This is a genomic window from Pseudomonas sp. CFII64 (genome assembly GCF_000416235.1).
Classification (GTDB): domain Bacteria; phylum Pseudomonadota; class Gammaproteobacteria; order Pseudomonadales; family Pseudomonadaceae; genus Aquipseudomonas.
Window position 1 is genome coordinate 127,814 of sequence record NZ_ATLO01000035.1, and the last position, 23,732, is coordinate 151,545.

A 23,732-nucleotide genomic window follows, 5' to 3' on the forward strand; every position below is an offset into this window, starting at 1 on the left:
ACATGGAAACCTTGTCTTTTGAATTCCCCGCCGGCCAGCCGCCCATGAGCCGCGCGCTGGTGGGTTGTGTTGGTTCGGGTGATCTGGAAGTGCTGCTGGAACCCGGTGTGCCGGGCAAGTTGTCGATCAATGTGGTGACCTCGGTGAATGGTGCTTCGGCCCGCTGGCAGCATCTTTTTCAGCGCATGTTCGACGGCCAGACGCCGCCGGCGATGACCATCGATATTCACGATTTCGGCGCTACGCCGGGTGTGGTGCGCCTGCGTCTGGAGCAGGGTTTCGAGGAGGTCGGTCATGACTGATGTCGCGCGTTTGTTGAGTCAACACAGCTTCATCGAACTCGGCGCTCGGCAGCGGGCGCAGGCCTTGCTCGATCCGGGCAGCTTCCGCGAACTGGTCGGCCCGTTCGAGCGCCTGATGTCGCCCTGGCTGATCAAGCAAGGCATCGTTGCCCAGGCCGATGATGGCGTGATCGTCGCCAAAGGCACCGTCGCCGGTTTGCCAGTGGTGATTGCCGCCATTGAAGGCGCGTTTCAGGGCGGCAGCATGGGCGAAGTCGGCGGCGCGAAAATGGCTGGCGCTTTGGAACTGGCCGCTGAAGACAACCGCAACGGCATCCCGACCGCAGCGATCTTGCTGCTGGAAACCGGTGGTGTGCGTTTGCAGGAAGCCAATCTCGGGCTGGCCGCGATTGCCGAGATTCACGCGGCGATTGTCGACCTGCGCCAGTACCAACCGGTGGTTGGCGTGGTGGCCGGCAGTGTGGGCTGTTTTGGCGGCATGTCCATCGCCGCAGGTCTGTGCAGCTATCTGCTGGTCACTCAGGAAGCACGACTGGGCCTGAACGGCCCGCAAGTAATCGAGCAAGAAGCCGGGATCGAAGAATACGACTCTCGCGACCGGCCATTTATCTGGAGCCTGACCGGTGGCGAGCAGCGTTTTGCCAGTCATCTGGTAGACGGGTTCGCCGCCGATGACGTGCAGGACATTCGTGGCCAAGTGACGGCCTGGATCAAGCATGGCGTGCCAACTGAAAACCGCAGCGGCCAGCACGAGCTGTTTTTGCAGCGACTGGCGCGGCTCGACACTCAAGCGCAGATCGACCCGTTGACGGTGCGCGATCTGTATCAAGGAGCCCAATCATGAGCGCTTCCTCACGTGGTTTGAACTGGTTCAAGGCGCTCAGCGCCAACGCCGCCGAAGTGGTGGGCTTGCCGCATTCGGTCAAGGCCGCCGATGGTGTGTTGGGTGATCAATCGGTGCGTTTTCTGGCGGTGGTGGCCGACGTTGATAACCGTTTCCCTCGGGCGCGCAACGGCGAAGTCGGTCTGCTGGAAGGTTGGGGCCTGGCCAAAGCCGTGGATTCCGCTATCGAGCTGGACCGTGACAATGAACACAAACGCGCGCTGATCGCCATCGTCGATGTGCCGAGCCAGGCTTATGGTCGGCGCGAAGAAGCGCTGGGCATTCATCAGGCGTTGGCGGGCGCAGTCGACAGTTATGCCCGCGCGCGTCTGGCCGGGCATCCGGTGATCGCCCTGTTGGTGGGTAAAGCGATGTCGGGTGCGTTTCTGGCCCATGGCTATCAGGCCAACCGGCTGATTGCCCTGCGCGATCCTGGCGTCATGGTGCATGCCATGGGCAAGGAATCCGCTGCGCGCGTCACTTTGCGCAGCGTCGAAGAGCTGGAAAAACTTGCCGCCAGCATTCCGCCCATGGCCTACGACATCGAGAACTTCGCCAGCCTCGGTCTGCTCTGGGAAACCTTGTCTGTAAGCCAGATCGAACAGCCCACCGCGCAGGATCTGACCCAGGTTCAGGACGTGCTGAGCAGCGCCATCAAAGACGTGCAAGCCGCCGGCAGCGACTTGCGCAGCCGCCTCGGTGCGAGCAATCGCCAGGCGTCGAGCCAGGTCCGCGAACTGCTGCGGGCGCAGTGGTAAATGAACGCTGAACGGACGGTGCTGGCCCATGATTTGTTGTGGGGCATGCCCGTGTCTGCACTGCCGGACGACGCGCCGGATTGGGTGATCGACGCTGTGCGCCTTGATCATCCCGTTGTGGTGCGCCGGGCATTGGCGCCGGTCGGGCAAGTTGCCGTCGGCGTGCGCGGGCCGCGTCGCGAGCAGCGTTATGCAACGTTCATGGCGCTGGCCGATGTGCAGCGCTGCGTGTGTCCCGAGCAATTGACGCAGGTCGTCGGCGAAAACGATTGGCCCGCGTTGCAAGCCTTGGCGCAAATCCGGCAAGTGATGAATGCATCGGGCTTGATCTGGGGCGTCAGCGGCAGTGCAGGATTTGAACTGGCCAGCGGCATTGCTGCGCTGCATCAGCACAGCGATCTGGACTTGATCCTGCGCACCCCGGATTTCGTCAGCCGTGGTTGGGCTGCGCAGTTGCTGCAGCGGCTGGATGGCGCGGCATGCCACATCGACGTGCAGTTGCAAACGCCATGCGGGGCAATCGCCTTGTGCGAATGGGCGGGCGCCTCGCGTCAGGTGTTGCGCAAAAGCGCGAGCGGCGCCGAATTGGTGACTCAGCCTTGGCCGCTGCAAGAGGTGTGCGCATGAGCAGCCTTTGGGTGTTCCCCGGTCAGGGCGCGCAACAAACCGGCATGTTGCAGCAATTGCCCGACGAGCAATCCGTACAGCGTTGTTTGAGCGAAGCCAGCGCCGCACTGGATGAAGACGTTCTGCTGTTCGACTCGGAACTGGCGTTGCAATCGACCCGCGCCGTTCAGCTGTGCCTGTTGATCGCTGGCGTGGCCTACGCCCGGTTGTTGCAGGCGCAGGGCTGCGAGCCCGATTACCTGGCCGGTTTGTCCATCGGTGCTTATCCTGCAGCGGTGATAGCGGGCTCGTTGGCGTTCGATGATGCCGTGCGGCTGGTCGCCTTGCGCGGGCAGTTGATGCAGGACGCGTATCCCGAAGGCTACGGCATGACTGCGATCATCGGCCTGGATCAAGCCACTGTCGAAGCATTGCTCGCCGAGATCCACAGCGCTGCGACGCCGGTTTATCTGGCCAATCTCAATGCCGACAATCAGTTTGTGATTGCCGGCAGCGTCGAGGCCATGACCTCGGTGGCGCAGCGGGCCAAGGCCGGCGGCGCGGCAGCGGCCAAGCGCCTGGCGGTGAGCGTGCCGTCCCACTGCGCGCTGCTCGAACAACCGGCACAAACCCTGGCGGCAGCGTTGGCTGACGTTACGGTCGACGCGCCGCGCATTCGTTATCTCAGCGGTACGACTGCGCGGCCGATCCTGAGCGCCGACAAGCTACGTGATGATCTGGCCTTCAACATGTGCCGGGTCATCGACTGGCGCAGCACCGTACAGACCGCCTACGAGCGCAGCGTACGCCTGCACATCGAATTACCGCCGGGCACCGTGTTGACGGGGCTGGCGCGCAAAGTGTTCGAACAAGGCACGGCAATCGCCTTTCAAGGCGCTCGCCTGGACAGTCTGGTCGCGCTGTCGCGTGAGGAGGGTCGCCGCAACCCATAGACCGCAGTGCTGCTTCGAAGGACAAAAACAACAACTTCGTCAGGCAAACATAGAGGAATAACAATAATGATTATCTACGGTGTGGCATTGCTGGCTATCTGCACGCTCGCAGGGGTGATTTTCGGTGACCTGCTCGGCGTGCTGCTGGGCGTCAAATCCAACGTGGGCGGCGTCGGGATCGCCATGATCCTGCTGATCTTCGCGCGTCTGTATATGCAAAAACGTGGCGGCATGACCAAGGAATGCGAACTCGGCGTCGGCTTCTGGGGCGCGATGTACATTCCGGTGGTGGTGGCGATGGCGGCGCAACAGAACGTCGTCACGGCGCTGAAAGGTGGCCCGGTTGCGGTATTGGCCGCCGTGGCGTCGGTGGTGATCTGCGGTTGCACGATTGCCGTGATCAGCCGCACCAACAAGGGCGAGCCGCTGCCCGCTGAAGAGCCACCGATTATTCCGGGCATTACCCCAACTCCAACTCCAGTCGGGGGTCGTTGATATGTGGGAAATCATTGATAAAGGTTTGATCAATAACGGGCTGGTCACGGCGTTCGCGTTCGTCGGCGCGGTGATGTGGATTTCCGTGGTGATCTCCAAGCGCCTGACCTTCGGCCGTATCCACGGCTCGGCCATCGCCATCGTCATCGGGCTGATTCTCGCCTGGGTCGGCGGCACCATGACTGGCGGCCAGAAAGGCCTGGCGGACATCACGCTGTTCTCCGGTATCGGCCTGATGGGCGGGGCGATGCTGCGAGATTTCGCCATCGTCGCCACGGCATTCGAAGTGCAGGCCACCGAAGCGCGCAAGGCCGGCATGATCGGGGTGATTGCCTTGTTGCTGGGCACGATCCTGCCGTTCATTGTTGGCGCGAGCATCGCCTGGGCGTTCGGCTATCGCGACGCCATCAGCATGACCACGATTGGCGCGGGCGCAGTGACGTACATCGTCGGCCCGGTCACGGGTGCGGCGCTGGGCGCAACCTCGGATGTCGTCGCGCTGTCCATCGCGACCGGCTTGATCAAGGCCATTCTGGTGATGGTCGGCACACCAATGGCCGCGCGCTGGATGGGCCTGGATAACCCGCGTTCGGCGATGGTCTTCGGCGGCCTGGCTGGCACGGTCAGCGGCGTAACCGCCGGCCTGGCGGCAACCGATCGACGCCTGGTGCCTTACGGCGCACTGACCGCGACCTTTCACACCGGGTTGGGCTGCCTGCTCGGGCCTTCGTTGTTGTACTTCATCGTGAGGGCGATTGTGGGGTAGCTATCGCGCACACAGCGGCTCCGTAGGACCGGCTTCAGCCGGGAGGGCGAGAGGTTTGACGACGCAGATGCTTTGGATGTGCAGGCTTGCTCCCGGCTGAAGCCGGTCCTACGATTCGTTGCGTACCTACACGGTCTTGAGCCGATTGCTGTACATCCGGCATTCCGCGAGCAACGCCAGCAGGTTCGGGTCGCGCTCGCGGGATTTGAGGAACACCAGGCCGATGTGCTGCTGCATGTGATAGCGCGACTGCAGCGGGATCAGGCGTACGCGGTTTTCGTAGACGGCCGCGATACGCCCCGGCAGCAAGGCATAGCCCACGCCTGAGCTGACCATGCTCAGCAGGGTGAAGATGTCGTTCACCTGCATCGCCACTTTTGGTTCGAACCCCGCCCGCTGGAACACCCGTGCCCCGTCGCGGTGGGTGGCGAAGCCTTGGGTGAGGGTAATGAAGGTCGCTTCGCGCAGGTCGCTGAGGTCGACTTCGCTGTGCTGCGAAAATGGCGAGTCGGCAGGCGCAGCCAGGAAAATATCATCGGAAAACAGCGGCAGGTGCTCGCAATCCGGGTCGTTGACGCTTTCGTCCAGCGACACCAGGATAGCGTCGACTTCCATGTTTTTGAGTTTGTAGAACAGGTCGATATTCGAGCCCAGAATCAAGTCAATATTCAGCTCGCTGCGGCGGATTTTCAGACCCATGATCAATTGCGGCACGGTCTTGACCGTCAACGAATACAGCGCTCCCAGCTTGAAACGCGCCGCCGAGAAACCGGCCGCCTGCCGGGTCAGTTCGACAGTGGCGAGCACGTCCTGGATCAGCTTCTGCGCGCGCTCTTCCAGCACATAGGCGCTTTCCAGCGGCGTCAGGTTGCGCCCTTCGTGTTTGAACAGCGGGCAGCGCAAGGCACTTTCCAGAGAATGAATCGCCCGGTGCACGCTGACGTTGCTGGTCTGCAACTCGGCGGCCGCTCGGGCGAGGTTGCCCGTGCGCATGAAGGCCAGGAATATTTCCAGCTTCTTGAGGGTCAACTCATCGTCGATTTGCATGGCTTAGGTTTCTTGTTCGAATGCTAGCGATTGTGCCCAAGTCCTGAGCCACTGGCTGCACTAAATTCCTGGTCGGCTCAGGCACGGGTTGCACTGCGAGTGTTTAACCTAGAGCCTTGCGCAGCGATTCTGGTCAGCGAGGTAGTGTGCGGATGTATTACGGAGAAAAATTCAACGCCTGGTCGCATCTGGTCGGCGCCGTGCTGGCGTTGGTCGGCGCGGTCTGGCTGCTGGTGTATGCGAGCTTGTACGGCGATGTGTGGAAAGTCGTCAGCATGGCGATTTATGGCGTGACGCTGGTGACTTTGTACAGCGCATCCACCGTGTACCACAGCGTTCGCGGGCGGGCGAAACAGATCATGCAAAAGGTTGATCACTTTTCGATCTATCTGCTGATTGCCGGCAGCTACACGCCATTTTGCCTGGTCACCCTGCGCGGCGCGTGGGGCTGGACGCTGTTCGGCATTGTCTGGGGCCTGGCGATCATCGGCATCCTGCAGGAAATCAAGCCGCGCTCCGAAGCGCGAATCATGTCCATCGTTATCTACGCGGTGATGGGCTGGATCGTGCTGGTGGCGGTCAAACCGTTGCTGGCAGCATTGGGCACAGCGGGTTTTACCTTCCTCGCAGCCGGCGGCGCGCTGTACACCATCGGCATCATCTTCTTTGCCTACGACACCCGCTTCCGGCACTGGCACGGCATCTGGCATCTGTTCGTCATCGCCGGAAGCCTGCTGCACTTTGTGGCGATTTGTTTTTATGTGCTTTGAATAACGTAACCGTGGGAGCGGCTTCAGCCGGGAGAATGCCCTCCCGGCTGAAGCCAGTCCTACGGTTGGCTGCCGGACGATATTTTAAAAATCCCCCCACAACTGCTGCGCCACGCTCAGTGCTACGACTGGCGCGGTTTCGGTGCGCAGCACGCGTGGGCCGAGGCGGGCGGCGTGGAAGCCGGCGTCCTGGGCTTGAGCAACTTCAGCGTCATTAAGGCCGCCTTCCGGGCCGATCAGGAACGCCAGGGAGTTCGGCTTGCTATGGCTGGTCAGCGGTTCGGCGACCGGATGCAGTACCAGTTTCAAGTCGGCTTCGGTACGTTTGAGCCAGTCGGCCAGCGCCATCGGCGGGTGAATCACTGGCACCACCGAACGGCCGCATTGCTCGCAGGCGCTGATTGCAATTTGTTGCCAATGCAGCTGACGCTTTTCCGCGCGGTCGTCCTTGAGGCGTACTTCACAGCGTTCGCTGACAATCGGCGTGATCTGCGTGACGCCCAGTTCGGTGGCTTTCTGAATCGCCCAGTCCATGCGTTCGCCACGCGACAAACCCTGGCCCAGATGAATCAGCAGCGGGGATTCGGTCTGGCCGGCGAAGGTTTCGTTGAGCTGCACGCGCACGCGTTTCTTGCCGACTTCCAGCAGCGTGCCGCGAAACTCCTGGCCCGAGCCGTCGAACAGCTGCAGCGCATCGCCCTCAGCCATGCGCAACACGCGCCCGATGTAATGCGCCTGCGCTTCAGGCAATTCGTGTTCGCCGAGGCTCAGGGGGGCTTCGATGAAAAAGCGTGACAGTCTCATGGGGGATCTCTGAAGTTCTGGAATGCTGCGTGGTTCTTTGCGGTGGAATTTATCGTAGGGGCGAATTCATTCGCGCAGCAAGCCGTGAAGATTGCGCTGACTGTACCGGCCCTTTCGGGGATAAATCCCCTCCTACAACGCATTCCATCCGCAGATCTGAATTCGGCCTAACCCGGATCACGAAAATCCGGATGAAAGTTCTCACGCACCGCAACGCTGATGCTGCTGCGCGTCGCGATGTCGATGCCTTCGGTGGCCACTTCGGCGAGGAAGTCGATCTGTTCCGGGGTGATCACATACGGCGGCAGGAAATACACCACGCTGCCCAGCGGCCGCAACAGCGCACCGCGCTCCAGGGCGTGCTGGAAAACCTTCAAGCCGCGGCGCTCTTGCCACGGATACGCGGTTTTGGTGGCCTTGTCCTGCACCATTTCGATGGCCACGGCCATGCCGGTCTGGCGCACTTCGGCCACGTTCGGGTGGTCCGCCAGATGCGCCGTGGCGGTTTTCATGCGCTGGGCCAGGGCTTTGTTGTTCTCGATGACGTTGTCCTGCTCGAAGATATCCAGCGTAGCCAACGCCGCCGCACACGCCAGTGGATTGCCGGTGTAGCTGTGGGAATGCAGAAAGGCCCGCAAGGTTGGATAGTCGTCGTAGAACGCGTCGTACACGTCATCGGTGGTGATGCAGGCTGCCAACGGCAGGTAACCGCCGGTCAACGCCTTGGACAGGCACAGAAAATCCGGACGGATGCCGGCCTGTTCACAGGCAAACATGGTGCCGGTACGGCCAAAACCCACGGCGATTTCATCGTGAATCAGGTGCACGCCATAACGGTCGCAGGCATCGCGCAGCAATTTGAGGTAGATCGGGTCGTACATGCGCATGCCGCCCGCGCCTTGAATCAACGGCTCGACGATGACCGCTGCAACCGTGTCGTGGTGCTCGGCAAGGGTTTGTTCCATGGCCGCGAACATGTTGCGCGAGTGTTCTTCCCAGCTCATGCCGTCGGGACGGTGATAACAGTCGGGGCTCGGCACCTTGATGGTGTCCAGCAGCAGCGCCTTGTAGGTTTCGGTGAACAGCGGCACGTCGCCCACCGACATCGCGGCCATGGTTTCGCCGTGATAGCTGTTGGTCAGGGTGACGAATCGCTTCTTGTCCGGTTTGCCGCGATTGAGCCAGTAATGAAAGCTCATCTTCAAGGCGACTTCGATGCAGGACGAACCGTTATCGGCGTAGAAGCAGCGAGTCAGGCCCTCCGGCGTCATCTTGATCAGGCGCTCGGACAGCTCGATCACCGGCTGGTGGCTGAAACCCGCCAGAATCACGTGCTCCAGCTGGTCGACCTGATCCTTGATGCGCTGATTGATGCGCGGGTTGGCGTGGCCGAATACGTTGACCCACCAGGAACTCACGGCGTCCAGGTAACGCTTGCCTTCAAAGTCCTCCAGCCAGACGCCTTCGCCGCGCTTGATCGGGATCAGCGGCAGGTTTTCGTGATCTTTCATCTGGGTGCAGGGGTGCCACAGGACCGCGAGGTCGCGTTGCATCCACTGATTATTCAAGCCCATTGGTTATCTCCGAGTGACGGCTCGCATGGCGCGAGGACGAACAATCGCGCAAGCCTATGCAATGCCCGGCTGCGGGACAACCTCTTGTGCGTAATGGCATCGTGCTTAGAGCGCTGGCAGGCCCGCAATGGCTGGCGTATCCTTCGCGGCTCTTCGACGTCTCGGGCTTGGTTTTCCGAAACTTCCTACGTTTTATTTCGGAGTTCGCTGAATGCTTTCTGGTTGGCTGCGCGCCTGTGCGCTAGTGGTAGTTGGGCTGGTCAGCGTTTCGGCGCTCGCTATTGAAAAACAACATACAGCGATCGTCGTCGGTGGCGGACTGGCGGGCCTGACGGCGGCCTACGAGCTGCAAGGCAAAGGCTGGCAAGTCACGCTGCTGGAAGCCAAACCCAACCTGGGCGGCCGCTCCGGCCTGGCAACCAGCGAGTGGATCGGCAACAGCAAGGCTCAGCCGGTGCTGAACCAGTACCTGAATCAATTCAAACTCAGCAGCGTGCCCGCGCCTGAATTTGTGCGCACGCCAAGTTATCTGATCGACGGCGTTTATTTCACCAAGGCCGAACTGGCCCTCAAGCAACCGGCCACCGCCGAAGCGATGAAGCGTTACGAGGAAACCCTCGATAACCTCGCGCGCTCGATCAGCGATCCGGAAAATCCAGCCGCCAACAGCACGTTGTTTGCCCTGGACCAGATCAACGTGGCGAACTGGCTGGATCGTCTTTCCCTGCCCGCCACTGCGCGTCAGCTGATCAATCAGCAGATTCGTACCCGTTATGACGAACCTTCGCGCCTGTCGCTGCTGTATTTCGCACAACAGTCTCGGGTTAATCGCGACATTGAAGACCGCGATTTCCGCGCCGCTCGCCTGCCTGGTGGCAGCGCGGTGCTGGTCGAGTCGTTCGTAAAGCAGATCAAGGCGATCAAAACCAATTCGCCCGTTTCCGCGATCATCCAGGAAAAGGATGGCGTGACGGTCAAGGTTGGCGCAGTCGGCTACAGCGCTGATTACGTGGTGGTTGCCGTGCCGTTGCGCGCGCTGAACAAAATTCAGATGACCCCGGCGCTGGACGCTCAGCACATGGGCGCGATCAAGAGCACCAACTACGGCTGGCGCGACCAGATCATGCTCAAGTTCAAGACGCCGGTCTGGGACAGCAAGGCGCGCTTGTCGGGCGAGATCTACAGCAACACCGGCCTGGGCATGCTCTGGATCGAGCCTGCACTTAAAGGTGGCGCCAACGTGGTGATCAACCTGTCCGGCGACAACGCCCGGATCATGCAGTCGTTTGGCGACAAACAACTGGTGGACCAGGTGCTGATTCGTCTGCATGCGTTCTATCCGCAGGCGCGTGGCGCCTACACCGGTTACGAAATCCGTCGCTACAGCGTCGATCCTTCGACTGGCGGCGCTTACCTGGCATTTGGTCCGGGGCAGATCAGCAAGTACTGGCGTCTGTGGGAAAAGCCTGTTCAGCGTGTAGCTTTCGCTGGCGAACACACCGACACCATGTTCCCGGGTACGCTGGAAGGTGCCTTGCGCACGGGTCAGCGTGCCGCCAGCCAGGTGCAGGATCTGGCGGCTGGCAAGTCGTTCGAACCGGTCAAGGTGGTTCCGGCGGCAGCTCCGGCACCGAAAGCGTCCGGCGGCAACTTCTTCAGCAACCTGTTTGGCGGTTCGTCCGACAAGGCTGAAGCGAAGAAACCAGAACCGGCCAAACCTGCCGACGCCGCCAAGCCGCAAGAGAAGAAGGGCTTCTTCTCCCGTCTGTTCGGTTCCGACGAGCCGGCCGCCCAGCCTGTGGAGAAAGCGCCAGAGCCGGCACCTGCTCCAGTACCGGTAGCGCCAGTGGTTGCTCCGGTAGTTGAACCGGCCAAGCCTGAGCCAGCGAAGGTGGAACCGGCGAAGAAAGCGCCAGTGAAGAAGACGCCGGCCAAAGAGCCTGCGAAAAAAACACCGGCCAAGCCTGTGACACACAAGGCTCCGGCCAAGGCAGAGCCAGCCAAAAAAGCTCCGGTCAAAGCCAAGACCGAAGCAGCACCGGCGCCAGCGGCGGCTCCGAGCAACTGATCCTGCTGGTTTATAGACCGCGCCCTTTTTTTTTGTGTTTTTTGCGTGGAACTGGCGTTAGCCGGAAGACGGCCAGTACATCTGCCCTATTTGCTTCGTCCGCAACGAAGCCCTCCCGGCTAAAGCCGCTCCTACGGCTTGAATTGCACCATCATTTGGTTCCGGTGGTGACGAAGCTTTTATGCCCTTCGGTACGCCGCGCTTCTTTCAACATCCACTGCGGCTCGGCTCGGCATTTGTATTTCACGCCCTTGCGACGCGCCATGGCGCTGACTGTTTCCATACATTCTTGTTTCGACGCATAAGCCTCGCCAGGCCTACGTTCATCCACACAACCTTCCATTCCACTGCACATTGTCATAACGACAAAATAAACAGTCATCATCGCGGTGTTGCTCCATTGATCGCTGCGATCTAAACGTCCTGCGCCGGTCCTCGTTAACTGTCTGAGGCACTGATAGCAGTGATTGATTTGGCACGTGAAGGGCGGTTACAGGCACTTCCCTTTGCAGGCCTGGAGGAATGCTGAGCCTTATCCAGTGGCCGGACAATGGCCTAAGGCTTCCATCCGTCGGAATAACGTCACTATTATTGCTTTTGCTGGACAGCGTCATTTTGGCGTTACAGTTTTCCGCCATAAAATTGGCTTTCTGCCTGTTTGTTACAGGTGCAGCCTGTTTGGCGGGCTTGGTGTGGCGTGCGAGCGCCGGGGTAAATCAGGCGCGCGCTGCCGCTCATCTGGGCCGATTGGCCGATGGTCATGGCGCGGTTTTGTTGAATCAGATTTATCAGGATGCTGTCGGTGCTTTGTAACAACATTGAACGGATCAAGCGGTTTGCAGACAAGGAAGACTGGAGAGCAAGCTCGGAAACGAAAGTGCGAATCACGTAACAATCGTATTTCTCGATATTTCAGAGCGAAATTTTGCGCTTTCATTCGATAGATAAAAAGTTAGTCTGGTATCACTTCCTACAAGGTAATGGCAATGCAGCTACGCAACTCTTCCTCTCGCTACGGTCTGGTCAGCATGGCGCTCCACTGGGGTGTGGCTGTCGCGGTGTTTGGTTTGTTTGCGCTGGGGCTGTGGATGGTCGGGCTCGATTATTACGACAGTTGGCGCAAGGCGGGTCCTGATCTGCACAAGAGCATTGGCATCACGTTGTTCGCTGTCATGTTGAGCCGCATCGTGTGGCGCTTGCTCAGCCCACCACCGCCGCCGCTGGCCAGTTATGGCAAGTGGACACGGATCGGCGCGACATTCGGTCATTTGTTTCTGTACGTCGGTCTGTTTGCCGTGATGTTCGCCGGTTACCTCATTTCCACCGCCGACGGCGTGGGGATTCCGGTGTTTGGCTTGTTCGAGGTCCCTGCTTTGATCAGCAGCCTGCCCGATCAGGCGGACAACGCGGGCACGGTTCATTTGTATCTGGCCTGGGTGCTCGTGATTTTCGCGGGGCTTCATGGTCTTGCTGCGCTGAAACACCACTTTATCGATCGCGATGTGACCCTCAAACGTATGTTGGGCCGCACCTGATTTTTCAACCAAAAAGGGAATACAGCATGTTGAAGAAGACTCTCGCCGCTCTGGCTCTGGGTACCGCACTCTTGTCCGCCGGGCAGGCGATGGCCGCTGATTACACTATCGACAAAGAGCAGCAACACGCTTTCGTCGATTTCAAGATCAGCCACTTGGGCTATAGCTTCATCCACGGTACGTTCAAGGACTGGAGCGGTACATTCAGCTTCGACGCCGCCAAGCCTGAAGCCAGCAAAATCAATGTTGATCTGAAGACCGCCAGCTTGTTCACCAACCACGCTGAGCGCGACAAGCACATCAGCAGCAAGGACTTCCTCGACGTTGCCAAATACCCGGACGCGAAGTTCGTTTCCACCGCGGTTAAATCCACCGGCGAGAAAACAGCTGACGTGACTGGCGACCTGACACTGCACGGCGTTACCAAGCCGATCGTGATCAAGGCGACGTTCAACGGCGAAGGCAAAGACCCATGGGGCGGCTACCGTGCCGGCTTCAACGGCACTTCCACGCTTAACCTGAACGATTTCGGCATCAAAGGCCCAGGTCCAACTTCGCAGACCCTGGATCTGGACATCAGCTTCGAAGGCGTCCAGGCCAAGTAATTACTGGCTGCTAGAAAAAACGCCGACCCTTGGGTCGGCGTTTTTTTTGATGCGCGTTGGGCAGTATCAACGAGGTACTCATCCAGGATTCGCCAAGCCGCTGTAGGAGCCAACTTGTTGGCGAAGCATTGCACCTGCGTACTCGGAAATATCGCTTCGCGAACAAGTTCGCTCCTACAACCTTGAATCGACACGATCCTGTAGGACCGGATTTATCCGGGAGGACGTCGGTTTTGCCGAGGAGGATCTTCAGGATTTCCTCGGCTTCTTCGGGGATAAATCCCCTTCCACAATCCTGCTGCTCGCTCGCTAGATCACCGCCACCGCTTGAAGATCAACGAGGTGTTCACCCCGCCAAACGCGAAGTTGTTGTTCATCACGTATTCATGGCTCATGACCCGGGGTTCGCCGCGCAGGTAGTCGAGTTCGCCGCATTGGGGGTCGATCTGGTCGAGGTTCATGGTGTGGATGTAGCGATCACGGTTGAGCATTTCGATGCAGAACCAGGATTCCAGCGCGCCGCAGGCGCCGAGGGTGTGACCGAGGAAGCTTTTCTGCGAGCTGATCGGCATGCGTGGGCCGAACAGGCTGCTGGTGGCCAGGGTTTCGGCGATGTCGCCTTGTTCGGTCGCGGTGCCGTGGCCGTTGACGTAGCCGATGGCTTCGGGCGGCAGGTTGGCGTCTTCCAGGGCCAGCTCCATGGCGCGGCGCATGGTGAGTTGCTCTGGCCGGGTGCTGTGGGCGCCGTCGGCGTTGCTGCCGAAGCCGACCAGTTCGGCGTGGATATGCGCCCCGCGCGCCAACGCATGTTCCAGTTCCTCGAGGACCAGCATGCCGGCGCCTTCGCCGATCACCAGGCCGTCACGGCTGGCGTCGTAAGGGCGCGGGCTGGTCTGCGGCGCGTCGTTTTTCAGGCTGGTGGCGTACAGCGCGTCGAAGACCATGGCCTCGGTCGGACACAGCTCTTCAGCACCGCCCGCCAGCATCAACGGCAAACGGCCGAACTTGATCGATTCATAGGCGTAACCGATGCCCTGGCTGCCGCTGGTGCAGGCGCTCGACGTCGGGATCAAACGCCCGGTCAGGCCGAAGAAGATGCTGATATTCGCCGCCGTGGTGTGCGGCATCATGCGCACGTAGGAATTGGCGTTCAAACCTTCGGCGACCGAGTTGAGCAGCATATTGCCGAACGCCTTGATCTCGTCGGTGCTGCCGGTGGACGAACCGCACGCGGTGCCCATGCGCCCGTCACGAATGATCGGGTCGTTCAACAGCCCGGCGCCGATCAATGCCTGTTCCGACGCGCCCACGGCAAGCCGTGAAACCCGGCCCATGCTGCGCAGTTGCTTGCGGGTCCAGTGCGTCGGCACCACGAAGTCATCGATGGGCCCGGCAAGGCGAGTGTTGAGTTCGGTGAAACGGTCCCACTCGTTCATGCGCCGAATGCCGCTGCGATTGGCGTTGAAGTGGGCTTCGATGCTGGCCCAGTCGCTGCCCAGGGAAGTGATGCCGGCCATGCCGGTGACGACGACGCGTTTCATCAGCACAGGCCTCCATTGACGGCCAATACCTGGCGAGTGATGTACGACGCTTCGGCCGACATCAGGAAATTCACGGCACCGGCGACTTCTTCCGGGGTGCCCATACGCTGGGCCGGGATCATCTTCATCAGTTCATCCACTGGCACGTTTTCGTCGAGCATGGCGGTGTCGATCAAACCCGGCGCGACGCAATTGACGGTGATCTTGCGCTTGCCCAGTTCGATGGCCAGCGCTTTGGCGGCCCCGATGATGCCGGCCTTGGACGCGCTGTAATTGACCTGGCCGCGATTGCCGATCAACCCCGACACCGAGGTAATGCACACAATACGCCCAGCTGCGCGACGGCGGATCATCGGCATCATCACCGGATGCAGAACGTTATAGAAACCATCCAGATTGGTGCGCAGCACTTGGTCCCAATCGTCATCGGTCAGCGCCGGGAATGCGCCGTCGCGGGTCAGGCCTGCATTGAGCACCACGCCGTAGTACGCGCCGTGGGTTTCCACGTCGGCTTCAAGAAGGGCTTTGCAGCTGGCGCGGTCGGACACATCGAATTGCAGGATGCGCGCCTGACGCCCCAGCGCAAGGATTTCGGCCTGCACCGCTTCGGCTTCGCTGCGCCCGTTGCGGCAATGCAGGATCAGGTCGAAACCCGCTTGGGCCAGACGCAAGGCGATGGCGCGGCCGATGCCACGGCTGGAGCCGGTGACCAGTATCGAGTCAGTCATGTTGCGGCTCCTTCAGCCAGGTACTTCGTAGGTTGCGGCGGGCAATACACGTTCAGGCGGGCGAACGCTTCGATGTCCGGGCCGGTCATGCGGCATTCGAAAATACCCATGCCGCTCTCGTCCTGCAGGGAGCGCAGGGCGTGGATGATCAGTTCGCTGCCAGCGGGAAAGCAATCAACGTTGCACTCGAATTTGCGGCTGCCAAGCAGGAAGCCGAGTTCGACGTTTTCGCCTCGGGTTCGCGCGCGATAGCCCGCGTAAGCCGCGACACTTTGCGCCATCAGTTCGATGCCGACCCATGCCGGAATGCTGCCGTCTTCGCGGTTGAACAGGCCACCGGGGCGCACGGTGAGGCGCGTCTGAATCTGTTCCTCATCAAAACTGAGGATTTCGTCGATAAGAATCATGTCGCCAGCATGGGGGATCAGCTCGGCGAGGGGCCATTGCTTCAAGGGGCATCTCCGATAATCAGGCTGATATTGTTGCCGCCGAAGGCGAACGAATTGCTCATCAGGCAGCGCCGGTTACTGAGCGCCAGGCGTGCGCCGGGTGCGGTCCAGCGCAGCGCCGGCAATTGCGAATCGGCTTCGCCATCCCATAATTGTGGCGGCACGGCATGCTCGCTGTTCTCGGGCGCCAGGCTCAACCAGCAGAACGCCGCTTCCAGTGCGCCCGCTGCGCCCAGCGTATGGCCGGTGAGCGGTTTGGTCGAGGAGCACGGCACGCCTTCGGGAAAAATCGCGTTAACCGCGAGGCTTTCCATGGCGTCATTGAGCGGCGTCGCGGTGCCGTGCAGATTCAGGTAGTCGATGTCCTGCGCCTTGAGCCCGGCGTTATCCAGCGCTTGCTGCATGGCCTGGCGAGCGCCGCGCCCGGTGGGTTCCGGTGCGGAAATATGATGCGCATCGCAACTGGCCCCGGCGCCGAGCAGGGCGATGGCATGTTCGCCGTTGCTTTCGCGGGTCATCAGAAACAACACAGCGGCTTCGCCAATGTTGATCCCGTCGCGATTGCGCGAGAACGGGTTGCAGCGCTGGGTCGACATCGCTTCCAGGGCCGAAAACCCGTTCAGGGTCAGCTTGCACAGGCTGTCCACGCCGCCACACAGAACCGCATCGCACAGGCCTTGATCCAACGCGCGGCGGGCACTGAGCAGGGCGCGGGCGCTGGACGTGCAGGCGGTGGAAATCACGTAGGCCGGACCGCTCAATTGCAGCCATTCGGCAAGAAAGTTGGCCGGGGCGCTGAGCTCCTGTTGTTGATAGTCGTAGCTGGCGGGGAATTGCCGGTCGCGCAGCCAGGCGGCAATGCTGGCGCTGGCTTCGTCGATACCCGAGGTGCTGGTGCCGAGAATCACGCCGATACGTTCGGGGCCGTGACTCTCGATAGCCTGGCGAATCTCGCCTTCGATTTGCAGCGCGGCCGCCAGTAACAATTGGTTATTTCGACTGCTGTGCGAGGCCAGATGCGCGGGAATCGTCGGCAACCCGGATTTGACCGCGCCCACCGGTAGCACGCGCTCGGGCACCCAGCCGCTTTCGCTGCGCATGCCGCTGGCGTCCCCGGCAAACAGCCGACGGGCGACTTCTTCGCGGTCGTTGCCCAGGGCGCAAATCAGGCCCAGTGCGTTGAGGTAGGCAGTCATGGAGCGGTCTCGGTGTTCAACGGGCTAATGCGGAAGACCAGCGTGCTTTGGTCATTAGTCTCGGAGCCAGACCTCAGCCCAAGGGTAAAGACGTCAGCCGTGCGGTATTCGACACCCCAGCGGTCATCGAGGCTGCGCCGCAAACCCTGACGTCGCGCCGTCGGGTACGCGTCGCGCAATTCGGTGTCGGGGGTCAGGGCAAACAGCAAGGCGGCGAACAGCTCCCGGGCTTCAGCGTTGGGTGGCAACAAGCCATCGGCCTGCCATTGGCCGTCGATCAACAATTGCCGCGCCAGCGGAATGCCCAGCGGGTCCATCAACGACCAGCGCAGCCCGGCCGATTCCTGCTGAATCACCAGCAACCAGTCCTGACGCTGCTCGCCCTGCTGACGCTGCACGTGCAATTGTATCGGCAACTGCAGATGCGGCATGGCCTTCGGCAGCGGCGTCTGGCTGGCGCAAGCACTCAGCAGCAGGACGCAGGCAAACAACAGCGCGCGGATCATTGGGGTGCACCGTTCAAAGGTTTGCGGGCCACCACATTGACCAGGGTTTCTTCGCGCTGGCCAACCGGAGCGGGCTGGCGCAGCTTCAGGCGTTCGAGCAGGCCGAAATCCTTGGCGCGGCTCCACCACAAATAAGGGTACGACACATTCTGCGCGCCGAACTCGAAGCCCTGATCGCGCAGCATCTGCAAATATTGCCCGGCACTTTTCTGCACGTGCATCGGGTGGCGGAACAGCCAGCGAATCACCCAGGTATCGATATAGGCTTCGGTGGACTCGGCAAACAGCAGATACCCACCCGGTTTCAATACGCGATAGAACTCGGCGAGGGCTTGTTCCTGCTCCACCAGATGGTGAAAAGTCTGGTGACAGAACAACAGGTCAACGCTGGCGTCCGGCACTTGCAACGCGGCGCAGTCGCTGCCGATCAACTCGATATTGATGCCCAGTTGCCGGGCTTCGGCGCGGCTGGTGGTCAGGCTTTGCGGATCGGCGTCCACGGCCAACAGGCGCGACGGCGCGAAAGTCCGGCACAGATGTTCGAACGACTTGCCCTGGCCGCAACCGGCATCCAGCAACACCGGCTGACTCGGCGGCGCGCTGTCGAACAGGCCGCGCAGATCGTCGATGGCCACCCGCAATACGCGGTGTTGCCAGGTGTAGCTGCGCAGAAACCACAGGCCGAAGCGGGTTTCCTCCACGTAGCTATCACTCAGGAACGGCCCGCTCATGGCTCCATGCCGCCGCAGACTTCAGCCAGCATGCGCAGACGCCGCTTGGGTTCGGTGACGAACGGGTTGCGCTCGTCCCAGGCATAACCGGCGAGGATCGAGCAGATCATGCGGCGGATTTCCGGGGTGCCGCCTGCGTAAAAAATCACGTCCTGAAATATGCCGGTGTACCAGCCTTCGACATACGCCCGGAACGCGTCGACGCCGCGTTTGAGCGGCACGGCGAATTCGGCTTCCCAGTCCACCGTTTCGCCTTGCAACTGGCGATGCAGCGAGGCGGCCGCCATGCTTGCCGAGCGCATGGCGATGGTCACGCCGGACGAAAACACCGGGTCGAGGAATTCCGCGGCATTGCCCAGCAGCGCGAAACCGGGCCCGTGCAGGGTTTTGACGTTGGCCGAATAACCGCCGATGGTCCGCGCCGGGGTATCCCACACGGCATCCTTGAACAGGCCTTTGAGGTTCGGGGTTTCGTCAATGAACGCCCGCAGGCAGGCGTCGAGATCCTTGGGTTTGTCGGCGAAACGCTCGGCCGCCGCGACCACGCCCACCGAGCAGCGGCCGTTGCTGAACGGGATCGACCAGAACCACACGTCGCGGTGCTCGGGGTGAATGCTGACGAGGATTTTTTCCCGGTCAAAGCGCGTGCTGTCGATGTGATCTTCCACATGGGTGAACACCGCCTGGCGCACCGGGAAGTTCGACGGCGCTTCAAGGTCAAGCAAGCGCGGCAAGACGCGGCCATACCCGCTGGCATCGAGGACGAATTTTGCTTGCACGCTGTATTCGCTGCCGTCTTCGCGACGGGCGCGCAGGATCGGTTCGGCGTTGCTGAAATCAGCAGCGATGATTTCCTGCTGATAGCGGATCTCGACGCCTTGCAGTTCGGCCTGATCAGCCAGCAGCTTGTCGAAATCGCCGCGCAGCACCTGGAAGGTCGATGGCTTGCCGTTGCCGAAGGTTTCGCTGAAATCAAAGGCGCTGTAACGCTCGCCCCAGGCAAACGCCGCGCCGTTCTTCTTCTGGAAGCCCGCCGCCTGCACCGCCTCGAGCATGCCCGCTTCCTCGACGAAATCCAGGCAATGGGCAAGCAGGCTTTCGCCAATGGAAAAACGCGGAAACTGCTGGCGTTCGATAATCAGCACATCGTGTCCATTGCGCTTGAGCAATGCCGCAGCGATAGCTCCGGAAGGGCCCGCGCCGATGACGACGACCGTGCGACGTTCCATATCAGTTATTGGCACAAGATTTCCTTACTTGTTCAGCAGTATTCAAGGGGGTTCGCAACGGCACACGACCCATGCCAGCCAGAGCGGGCAGCAAGGTTGCGATCAGGCCCATCACCATCAGCGCGAAGTACAGCGCCGGACTGATGAGCTGTTGTTGCAGCAGCAGATTGAGGAAAACGATTTCACTCAAACCGCGAATATTCAGCAGCAGGCTTTCCCGCCAACGGCTGGCACCGGCAAACGAGACCGGCGCCCAACGCAGCCCCAGCCAGTTGCCCAGCAGTTTGCTGGCGATGGGCAGCAGGATCAGCGCGCCCAGTTGCAGCCAGCTCAGGCTGGACATGGCGCTGTGGACATTGATCTGCACGATGCCGAACGTCAGGATCAACGGAATGGCCAGATTGTTTTGCAGACGCTTGAACAGTTGCGGATCAAGCGGCGGCACCCAGGCCTGTTTGAGCCGCGCCATGCACAGCAAGTAGCCGATGCCGAAAATCAGCGCGTTGAGCTTGTAGTGTTCAGCCACCACCAGCAGGGCAAAGAACGTCACGCTGTAAATCAGCGGCTGGCGCAGTTGCAGCAGGCGCAACAGCAGCGGCACGCAGGCGCCGAGCAACGGCAGCAGCAGGCTGGTCAAATTCAGGCTGCCCTGGGCGAGGGCGAACAGGCTCCAGCAGGTCAGATCGATCAAAATCGCGGTTTGCACCAGACGCCGGGTCGCGGCGGGCGGGTAGTCGATGTGCCGCAGATACAGGTACAGCACCGGAATCGCCGTAATGGCGAACACCAGGCCGATGGCCAGCGAACTGAGCCAGGCTTGTTCCGGCAGCAACCAGACCGCGCAGGCCAGCCCGGCAATAAACGGCACACCGAAACTCGGCAGGGCGATTTTCAGGCTCTGGCGATCCATCTTTAATTCGATCACGTCGCTGAGGATATGCCCCAGCACCATGGCGAAACTCAGGCCGTACAGGGTTTTCAGCCAGACCGGCGCCACCAGTTGCGCGCCGCTCAACTGCCAGGCCGGCTCGATCCAGAACAGCATCAACAGCGGCAGACCGAAAGTGGCCAGCAGCAACTGGCTGACGATGGGAATCAGGCCAAACTGTCGACCCAGGCGCGTCGCCAGCGCGAACAGGATCAAGGCCATCAGCCAGAACAACAGGATCATCATGAGGCCGACTCGGTTGCGCTGGCCGCAGGCGCGTGCCCGGCGCGGTTCGCGGCCCATGGTGCGAGCATGAAGCTGAACGCCAGGCCGAGGCTGACCGACAAACCAAAGTTGCTGATGGCCGGCGTGCCGGACACCGCCAGCAGGCCAAACGACAGCCAGGTCGTGACCGCTGCAAGCAAGGTGCCCAACAGACTGACCGCCGCGCCGCCGATCTGCTCGCGCATCAGAATCGCGTAGTCGACGCTGATCGCCGTCACCAGCAACAGGCCGAACAGGCTGAACAGCGTCAATGGCTGACCGAGCCAGCCAAGGCTCGCCAGACTGCACAGCGCCGCCAGCAGCGGCAACGCGACAATGCGCAACGCGCCGCCGAGCCCGAAAGGCAGGATCAGCAACAAGACGATCAATACGCAGGACAGCAGTTTGAGTTCGGCGGCGCTGATTTGTGTCGCGGCAAACACAGTATTCAGTTCGCCCAGGCGATCCACCAGTTGCACGCCTTCAAGATCCTGCGCCTGCACGCGCAGCAGCGCCGGATTATTCAAGCCTTGCAGGCTGACCAGCCCGGCGACGCCATCGTCGGTTGCACCCAGCCAAAGGGTGCGCCAGGGTTCGCCGAGTGGTCCGGCCAATACCGTTTCGATATCGGCATTGGGCAGCGCTTGCAGGCGCGTCAATTCGGTCTGCAAGGCCGCAGCCGGTACGCCAAGATCAACCAGCGGCTGCCACTGGCTGGCCAGTTGACCCAGCGCGCGGCGGGTTGCGTCCTGATCGGAAGGTGCTGCGACCAGTTGATTGAGCGACATATAGCCTTGCAGTTTTTCCATGCTCACCAGTTGATCAAGCCGCTGACTCAGCGCCGTCTGGCGTTCGAGCAATTGCTGCTGATCCTTGCCGCGCACCAGGAAAAACTGGCTGGTGGGCTGGAAACCGGTGATGCGCGCGATGGCCTGGGCTTCGTCGGTTAATGATTGCGGAGCGGCAACCCATTGGCGAATGTCGTTCTTGGTGGTCAATTGCCACAGCCCGCCCGCGCAGAAGGCCAGCAGCAGCGCCAGGAGAACTGGCGTGCAAACCCGTCGCAGCAACGCTTCGCGGCAGGCCAGCATGTGTTCTGCCAGGTGCAGCGGCCATTGCGCCGGGCGCAACTCGACGTTGTTGAGCAAGGCGGGCAGCAGGCAAACGGCGGTCAGGTACGCGCCGATCAAGCCCGCCGCCGAGAACACGGCGATCTGGGTCAGCGCCGGGAATGGCGTCCAGGCCAGCGCCAGATAGCCGATGCAACTGGTGGCCAGACTCAACGTCAGGCCCGGCAGCGTCAGGCGCAACGCCGGCCAGCTGCGCCAAGGCTTGAGGCTCCAGCTTTTCGACAGGTAATGCAGCGGGTAATCCACGGCCACGCCGATCAGGCTGGAGCCGAGCACCAGCGTCATGACATGCATGTGGCCGAACAGCGCCACGCAGGCCACGGCACCGAACAGCATGCCGACCAGCACCGGGACGAACGCCAGCAACACGCGCCAGCGGCGGAATGCCAGTAACAGCAGCAACAGAATCCCCACCGTCGCGCCGCCGCCGACCCAAGTGATCTCGCGGCTGGCCTGACGCTGACCATCGGCGGCATACAGCAAACCGCTGGCGGCAAGTAACTGGCCGTTGGCCTGCGCCGCCTGTTGCCGGGCGTTGCTGACCAGATCGGCGACTTGCAGCGGCAACTGCATGTCGAAGGCGTTGCCTTGGGTCCGGGCGCGCAATAACACCCAGCTTTGGCCGTCGGCGGTCGCAATCAATGCGCCGCTGCCAATGTCGGGCTGCACCGAGCCGTGTTGCGGCATGCCGTTCTGAATGCGACCGGTCAGCCCCAGCCAGTCAGCCTGGCTCGGCACCAGACTGAAGCCGGTGAACGGATCAAACAGGCTTTGCACGCGCTGCTGAATGAACGCCTGGGGGTGCTCGATCAATTGCGCACGTTCCAGCGCGGGCAGCATGGCCAGTCGGCCTTGCAGCAATTGCGTGCGCAACGCGGGCAGGTCGGCTTGCAGGCTCCATTGCACCTTTTCGAACAGGCCGCTGGCTTGCCATTGCTCGCTCAGGCGTTTCGCCAGTTCGATGGCTTGCTGGCGATCAGCATGGCCGACCAGCACCAGCATTTCCCGATTGAGCGGTTCCTGCATGCGCTGTTCGGCGCACAGTTCCAGGGCATCCGGACTGGTGCCCGGCACCAGTTCCATGAGGTTGGCGGACAACGGCGCACCGTCGCGCCATTGCCAGCCCGCCAGGGCCAGAACCGCCAGCAGGATGATCAGGAAAAACCGGGGCAACAAGCGTTCAGTCGGCAAAGTCGTGACGCTCCGCATCGCTCAAGGCTGGCACGCTCTGGCTGTCGAGCATCTTCAACAGGGTGCTGTCACCCTGGGTTTCCAGCAGTTCGATGCGCTGCACCAACGGGCCGCCGTCGATATTGATCTGCTTGAACACTTGCTGGAGCAACAGCGAACGCGGGATCAGGGTCAATTGCCATGCACTTGCATCGCCCTTGAGTTGCAGCTCGAAATCGCGCTGCAAACCGCTGCTGTCGCCCTGTAAAACGGCGAGGAACAAGCGATTCTGTTCAGCGCCGGCGCTCTTGGTTGGAAGCATTTGCCAGCCGGTAGTGCTACCGGTTTCACGTCGGGCAATGCCCGCCGGGGTGATCCGGTAATCCTGCTTGAGCGGCGTATCCAGCAGCCACAGCAGGCCGAACTCCTTGGCCAGCACGAACTTGCCCTTGCTCACCAACGGCTGGGGCAGCGCGCGCAGGTGTTTTTCCTGAATGAAACCGCCGCGCACCACCACCGGTTTGGCCAGTTGCTCGCTCAGCTGTTGCAGGTCGAAGGCGTTCGCCAGGGGCGACAGGCAGAGCAGGGCCAGCATGCTGAATACCGTGGGAGCGAGCTTGCTCGCGAAGAGGCCAGTGAGGCTGGTCCATCGCTTTCGCGAGCAAGCTCGCTCCCACAAGTAATATGGCTGCTG

General features: G+C 61.2%; 26 protein-coding genes. 12 read left to right on the forward strand and 14 right to left on the reverse strand.

Going from position 1 to position 23,732, the window contains the following annotated elements; all coding sequences use genetic code 11:
* Window positions 1-2 precede the first annotated feature (2 nt).
* From CFII64_RS15880 to madM, 7 genes are all read left to right on the forward strand, one after another.
* On the forward strand, window positions 3-302 hold the full coding sequence (locus CFII64_RS15880; RefSeq protein ID WP_020291820.1) for a malonate decarboxylase subunit delta: 300 nt from the start codon (window positions 3-5) through the stop codon (window positions 300-302).
* Complete coding sequence (locus CFII64_RS15885) at window positions 295-1,146, forward strand: biotin-independent malonate decarboxylase subunit beta (protein ID WP_020291821.1); 852 nt, start codon at window positions 295-297, stop codon at window positions 1,144-1,146. The genes CFII64_RS15880 and CFII64_RS15885 overlap by 8 nt, the downstream gene beginning before the upstream one ends.
* On the forward strand, window positions 1,143-1,943 hold the full coding sequence (gene mdcE / locus CFII64_RS15890) for a biotin-independent malonate decarboxylase subunit gamma (RefSeq protein ID WP_020291822.1): 801 nt from the start codon (window positions 1,143-1,145) through the stop codon (window positions 1,941-1,943). Before CFII64_RS15885 ends, mdcE begins: the two co-directional genes overlap by 4 nt.
* Window positions 1,944-2,570 carry a malonate decarboxylase holo-ACP synthase gene (locus tag CFII64_RS15895; RefSeq protein WP_020291823.1) on the forward strand — a complete coding sequence of 209 codons (627 nt, stop codon included), beginning with the start codon at window positions 1,944-1,946 and terminating at the stop codon, window positions 2,568-2,570.
* Window positions 2,567-3,502 carry a malonate decarboxylase subunit epsilon gene (gene mdcH / locus CFII64_RS15900; RefSeq protein ID WP_020291824.1) on the forward strand — a complete coding sequence of 312 codons (936 nt, stop codon included), beginning with the start codon at window positions 2,567-2,569 and terminating at the stop codon, window positions 3,500-3,502. Before CFII64_RS15895 ends, mdcH begins: the two co-directional genes overlap by 4 nt.
* A gap of 66 nt (window positions 3,503-3,568) precedes the next feature.
* On the forward strand, window positions 3,569-3,997 hold the full coding sequence (gene madL, locus CFII64_RS15905; protein ID WP_020291825.1) for a malonate transporter subunit MadL: 429 nt from the start codon (window positions 3,569-3,571) through the stop codon (window positions 3,995-3,997).
* A gap of 1 nt (window position 3,998) precedes the next feature.
* Complete coding sequence (gene madM, locus CFII64_RS15910) at window positions 3,999-4,763, forward strand: malonate transporter subunit MadM (RefSeq protein WP_020291826.1); 765 nt, start codon at window positions 3,999-4,001, stop codon at window positions 4,761-4,763.
* Window positions 4,764-4,889: 126 nt separating this feature from the next.
* Here madM and CFII64_RS15915 read toward each other — a convergent pair whose 3' ends face one another.
* On the reverse strand, window positions 4,890-5,810 hold the full coding sequence (locus CFII64_RS15915) for a LysR substrate-binding domain-containing protein (protein WP_020291827.1): 921 nt from the start codon (window positions 5,808-5,810) through the stop codon (window positions 4,890-4,892).
* A gap of 152 nt (window positions 5,811-5,962) precedes the next feature.
* Here CFII64_RS15915 and CFII64_RS15920 point away from each other — a divergent pair, with 152 nt between their 5' ends.
* Window positions 5,963-6,580 (forward strand): hemolysin III family protein, encoded by a 618-nt coding sequence (locus CFII64_RS15920; protein WP_020291828.1) that lies wholly within the window; start codon window positions 5,963-5,965, stop codon window positions 6,578-6,580.
* 84 nt (window positions 6,581-6,664) lie between these two features.
* Here the strand turns inward: CFII64_RS15920 and CFII64_RS15925 are convergent, their stop codons facing one another.
* Together CFII64_RS15925 and CFII64_RS15930 are read right to left on the reverse strand one after the other, a co-directional pair.
* Window positions 6,665-7,384 (reverse strand): 16S rRNA (uracil(1498)-N(3))-methyltransferase, encoded by a 720-nt coding sequence (locus CFII64_RS15925; protein WP_020291829.1) that lies wholly within the window; start codon window positions 7,382-7,384, stop codon window positions 6,665-6,667.
* Window positions 7,385-7,551: 167 nt separating this feature from the next.
* Window positions 7,552-8,958 carry an adenosylmethionine--8-amino-7-oxononanoate transaminase gene (locus CFII64_RS15930; protein ID WP_020291830.1) on the reverse strand — a complete coding sequence of 469 codons (1,407 nt, stop codon included), beginning with the start codon at window positions 8,956-8,958 and terminating at the stop codon, window positions 7,552-7,554.
* A 211-nt stretch (window positions 8,959-9,169) separates the two neighbouring features.
* On the opposite strand from CFII64_RS15930, the gene CFII64_RS15935 reads away from it, so the two are divergent.
* Window positions 9,170-11,026 carry a flavin monoamine oxidase family protein gene (locus CFII64_RS15935; RefSeq protein ID WP_020291831.1) on the forward strand — a complete coding sequence of 619 codons (1,857 nt, stop codon included), beginning with the start codon at window positions 9,170-9,172 and terminating at the stop codon, window positions 11,024-11,026.
* Between the two features lie 151 nt (window positions 11,027-11,177).
* Here the strand turns inward: CFII64_RS15935 and CFII64_RS29800 are convergent, their stop codons facing one another.
* Complete coding sequence (locus CFII64_RS29800) at window positions 11,178-11,411, reverse strand: hypothetical protein (RefSeq protein ID WP_154232552.1); 234 nt, start codon at window positions 11,409-11,411, stop codon at window positions 11,178-11,180.
* 137 nt (window positions 11,412-11,548) lie between these two features.
* Between CFII64_RS29800 and CFII64_RS29805 the strand changes: the two genes are divergently transcribed.
* The 3 genes from CFII64_RS29805 (at window position 11,549) to CFII64_RS15950 (ending at window position 13,166) form a co-directional block, all read left to right on the forward strand.
* The gene (locus CFII64_RS29805; RefSeq protein ID WP_156883198.1) at window positions 11,549-11,839 is read left to right on the forward strand and encodes a hypothetical protein; all 291 of its coding nucleotides are present in this window, start codon (window positions 11,549-11,551) and stop codon (window positions 11,837-11,839) included.
* 173 nt (window positions 11,840-12,012) lie between these two features.
* On the forward strand, window positions 12,013-12,561 hold the full coding sequence (locus tag CFII64_RS15945; protein ID WP_020291834.1) for a cytochrome b: 549 nt from the start codon (window positions 12,013-12,015) through the stop codon (window positions 12,559-12,561).
* A gap of 26 nt (window positions 12,562-12,587) precedes the next feature.
* Window positions 12,588-13,166 (forward strand): YceI family protein, encoded by a 579-nt coding sequence (locus CFII64_RS15950; RefSeq protein ID WP_020291835.1) that lies wholly within the window; start codon window positions 12,588-12,590, stop codon window positions 13,164-13,166.
* Window positions 13,167-13,480: 314 nt separating this feature from the next.
* Here CFII64_RS15950 and CFII64_RS15955 read toward each other — a convergent pair whose 3' ends face one another.
* The 10 genes from CFII64_RS15955 to CFII64_RS16000 are packed head-to-tail and all read right to left on the reverse strand — an operon-like array spanning window position 13,481 to window position 23,633.
* Entirely contained in the window at window positions 13,481-14,707 is a 1,227-nt protein-coding gene (locus tag CFII64_RS15955; protein ID WP_020291836.1) for a beta-ketoacyl-ACP synthase, read from the reverse strand.
* Entirely contained in the window at window positions 14,707-15,435 is a 729-nt protein-coding gene (gene fabG / locus CFII64_RS15960) for a 3-oxoacyl-ACP reductase FabG (RefSeq protein ID WP_020291837.1), read from the reverse strand. Before fabG ends, CFII64_RS15955 begins: the two co-directional genes overlap by 1 nt.
* Complete coding sequence (locus CFII64_RS15965; RefSeq protein ID WP_020291838.1) at window positions 15,432-15,887, reverse strand: hotdog family protein; 456 nt, start codon at window positions 15,885-15,887, stop codon at window positions 15,432-15,434. The genes fabG and CFII64_RS15965 overlap by 4 nt, the downstream gene beginning before the upstream one ends.
* Window positions 15,884-17,080 (reverse strand): beta-ketoacyl-[acyl-carrier-protein] synthase family protein, encoded by a 1,197-nt coding sequence (locus CFII64_RS15970; RefSeq protein WP_020291839.1) that lies wholly within the window; start codon window positions 17,078-17,080, stop codon window positions 15,884-15,886. Before CFII64_RS15970 ends, CFII64_RS15965 begins: the two co-directional genes overlap by 4 nt.
* Entirely contained in the window at window positions 17,077-17,586 is a 510-nt protein-coding gene (locus CFII64_RS15975) for a DUF3261 domain-containing protein (protein ID WP_020291840.1), read from the reverse strand. Before CFII64_RS15975 ends, CFII64_RS15970 begins: the two co-directional genes overlap by 4 nt.
* Window positions 17,583-18,317 carry a class I SAM-dependent methyltransferase gene (locus CFII64_RS15980; RefSeq protein WP_020291841.1) on the reverse strand — a complete coding sequence of 245 codons (735 nt, stop codon included), beginning with the start codon at window positions 18,315-18,317 and terminating at the stop codon, window positions 17,583-17,585. The genes CFII64_RS15975 and CFII64_RS15980 overlap by 4 nt, the downstream gene beginning before the upstream one ends.
* A complete protein-coding gene (locus CFII64_RS15985; protein ID WP_044901426.1) occupies window positions 18,314-19,561 on the reverse strand; it encodes an NAD(P)/FAD-dependent oxidoreductase in 1,248 nt (415 codons plus the stop codon). Before CFII64_RS15985 ends, CFII64_RS15980 begins: the two co-directional genes overlap by 4 nt.
* On the reverse strand, window positions 19,548-20,720 hold the full coding sequence (locus CFII64_RS15990; RefSeq protein WP_044901436.1) for a hypothetical protein: 1,173 nt from the start codon (window positions 20,718-20,720) through the stop codon (window positions 19,548-19,550). Before CFII64_RS15990 ends, CFII64_RS15985 begins: the two co-directional genes overlap by 14 nt.
* On the reverse strand, window positions 20,717-23,077 hold the full coding sequence (locus CFII64_RS15995) for an MMPL family transporter (RefSeq protein WP_044901427.1): 2,361 nt from the start codon (window positions 23,075-23,077) through the stop codon (window positions 20,717-20,719). Before CFII64_RS15995 ends, CFII64_RS15990 begins: the two co-directional genes overlap by 4 nt.
* Complete coding sequence (locus CFII64_RS16000) at window positions 23,049-23,633, reverse strand: outer membrane lipoprotein carrier protein LolA (RefSeq protein WP_020291845.1); 585 nt, start codon at window positions 23,631-23,633, stop codon at window positions 23,049-23,051. Before CFII64_RS16000 ends, CFII64_RS15995 begins: the two co-directional genes overlap by 29 nt.
* Window positions 23,634-23,732 lie beyond the last annotated feature (99 nt).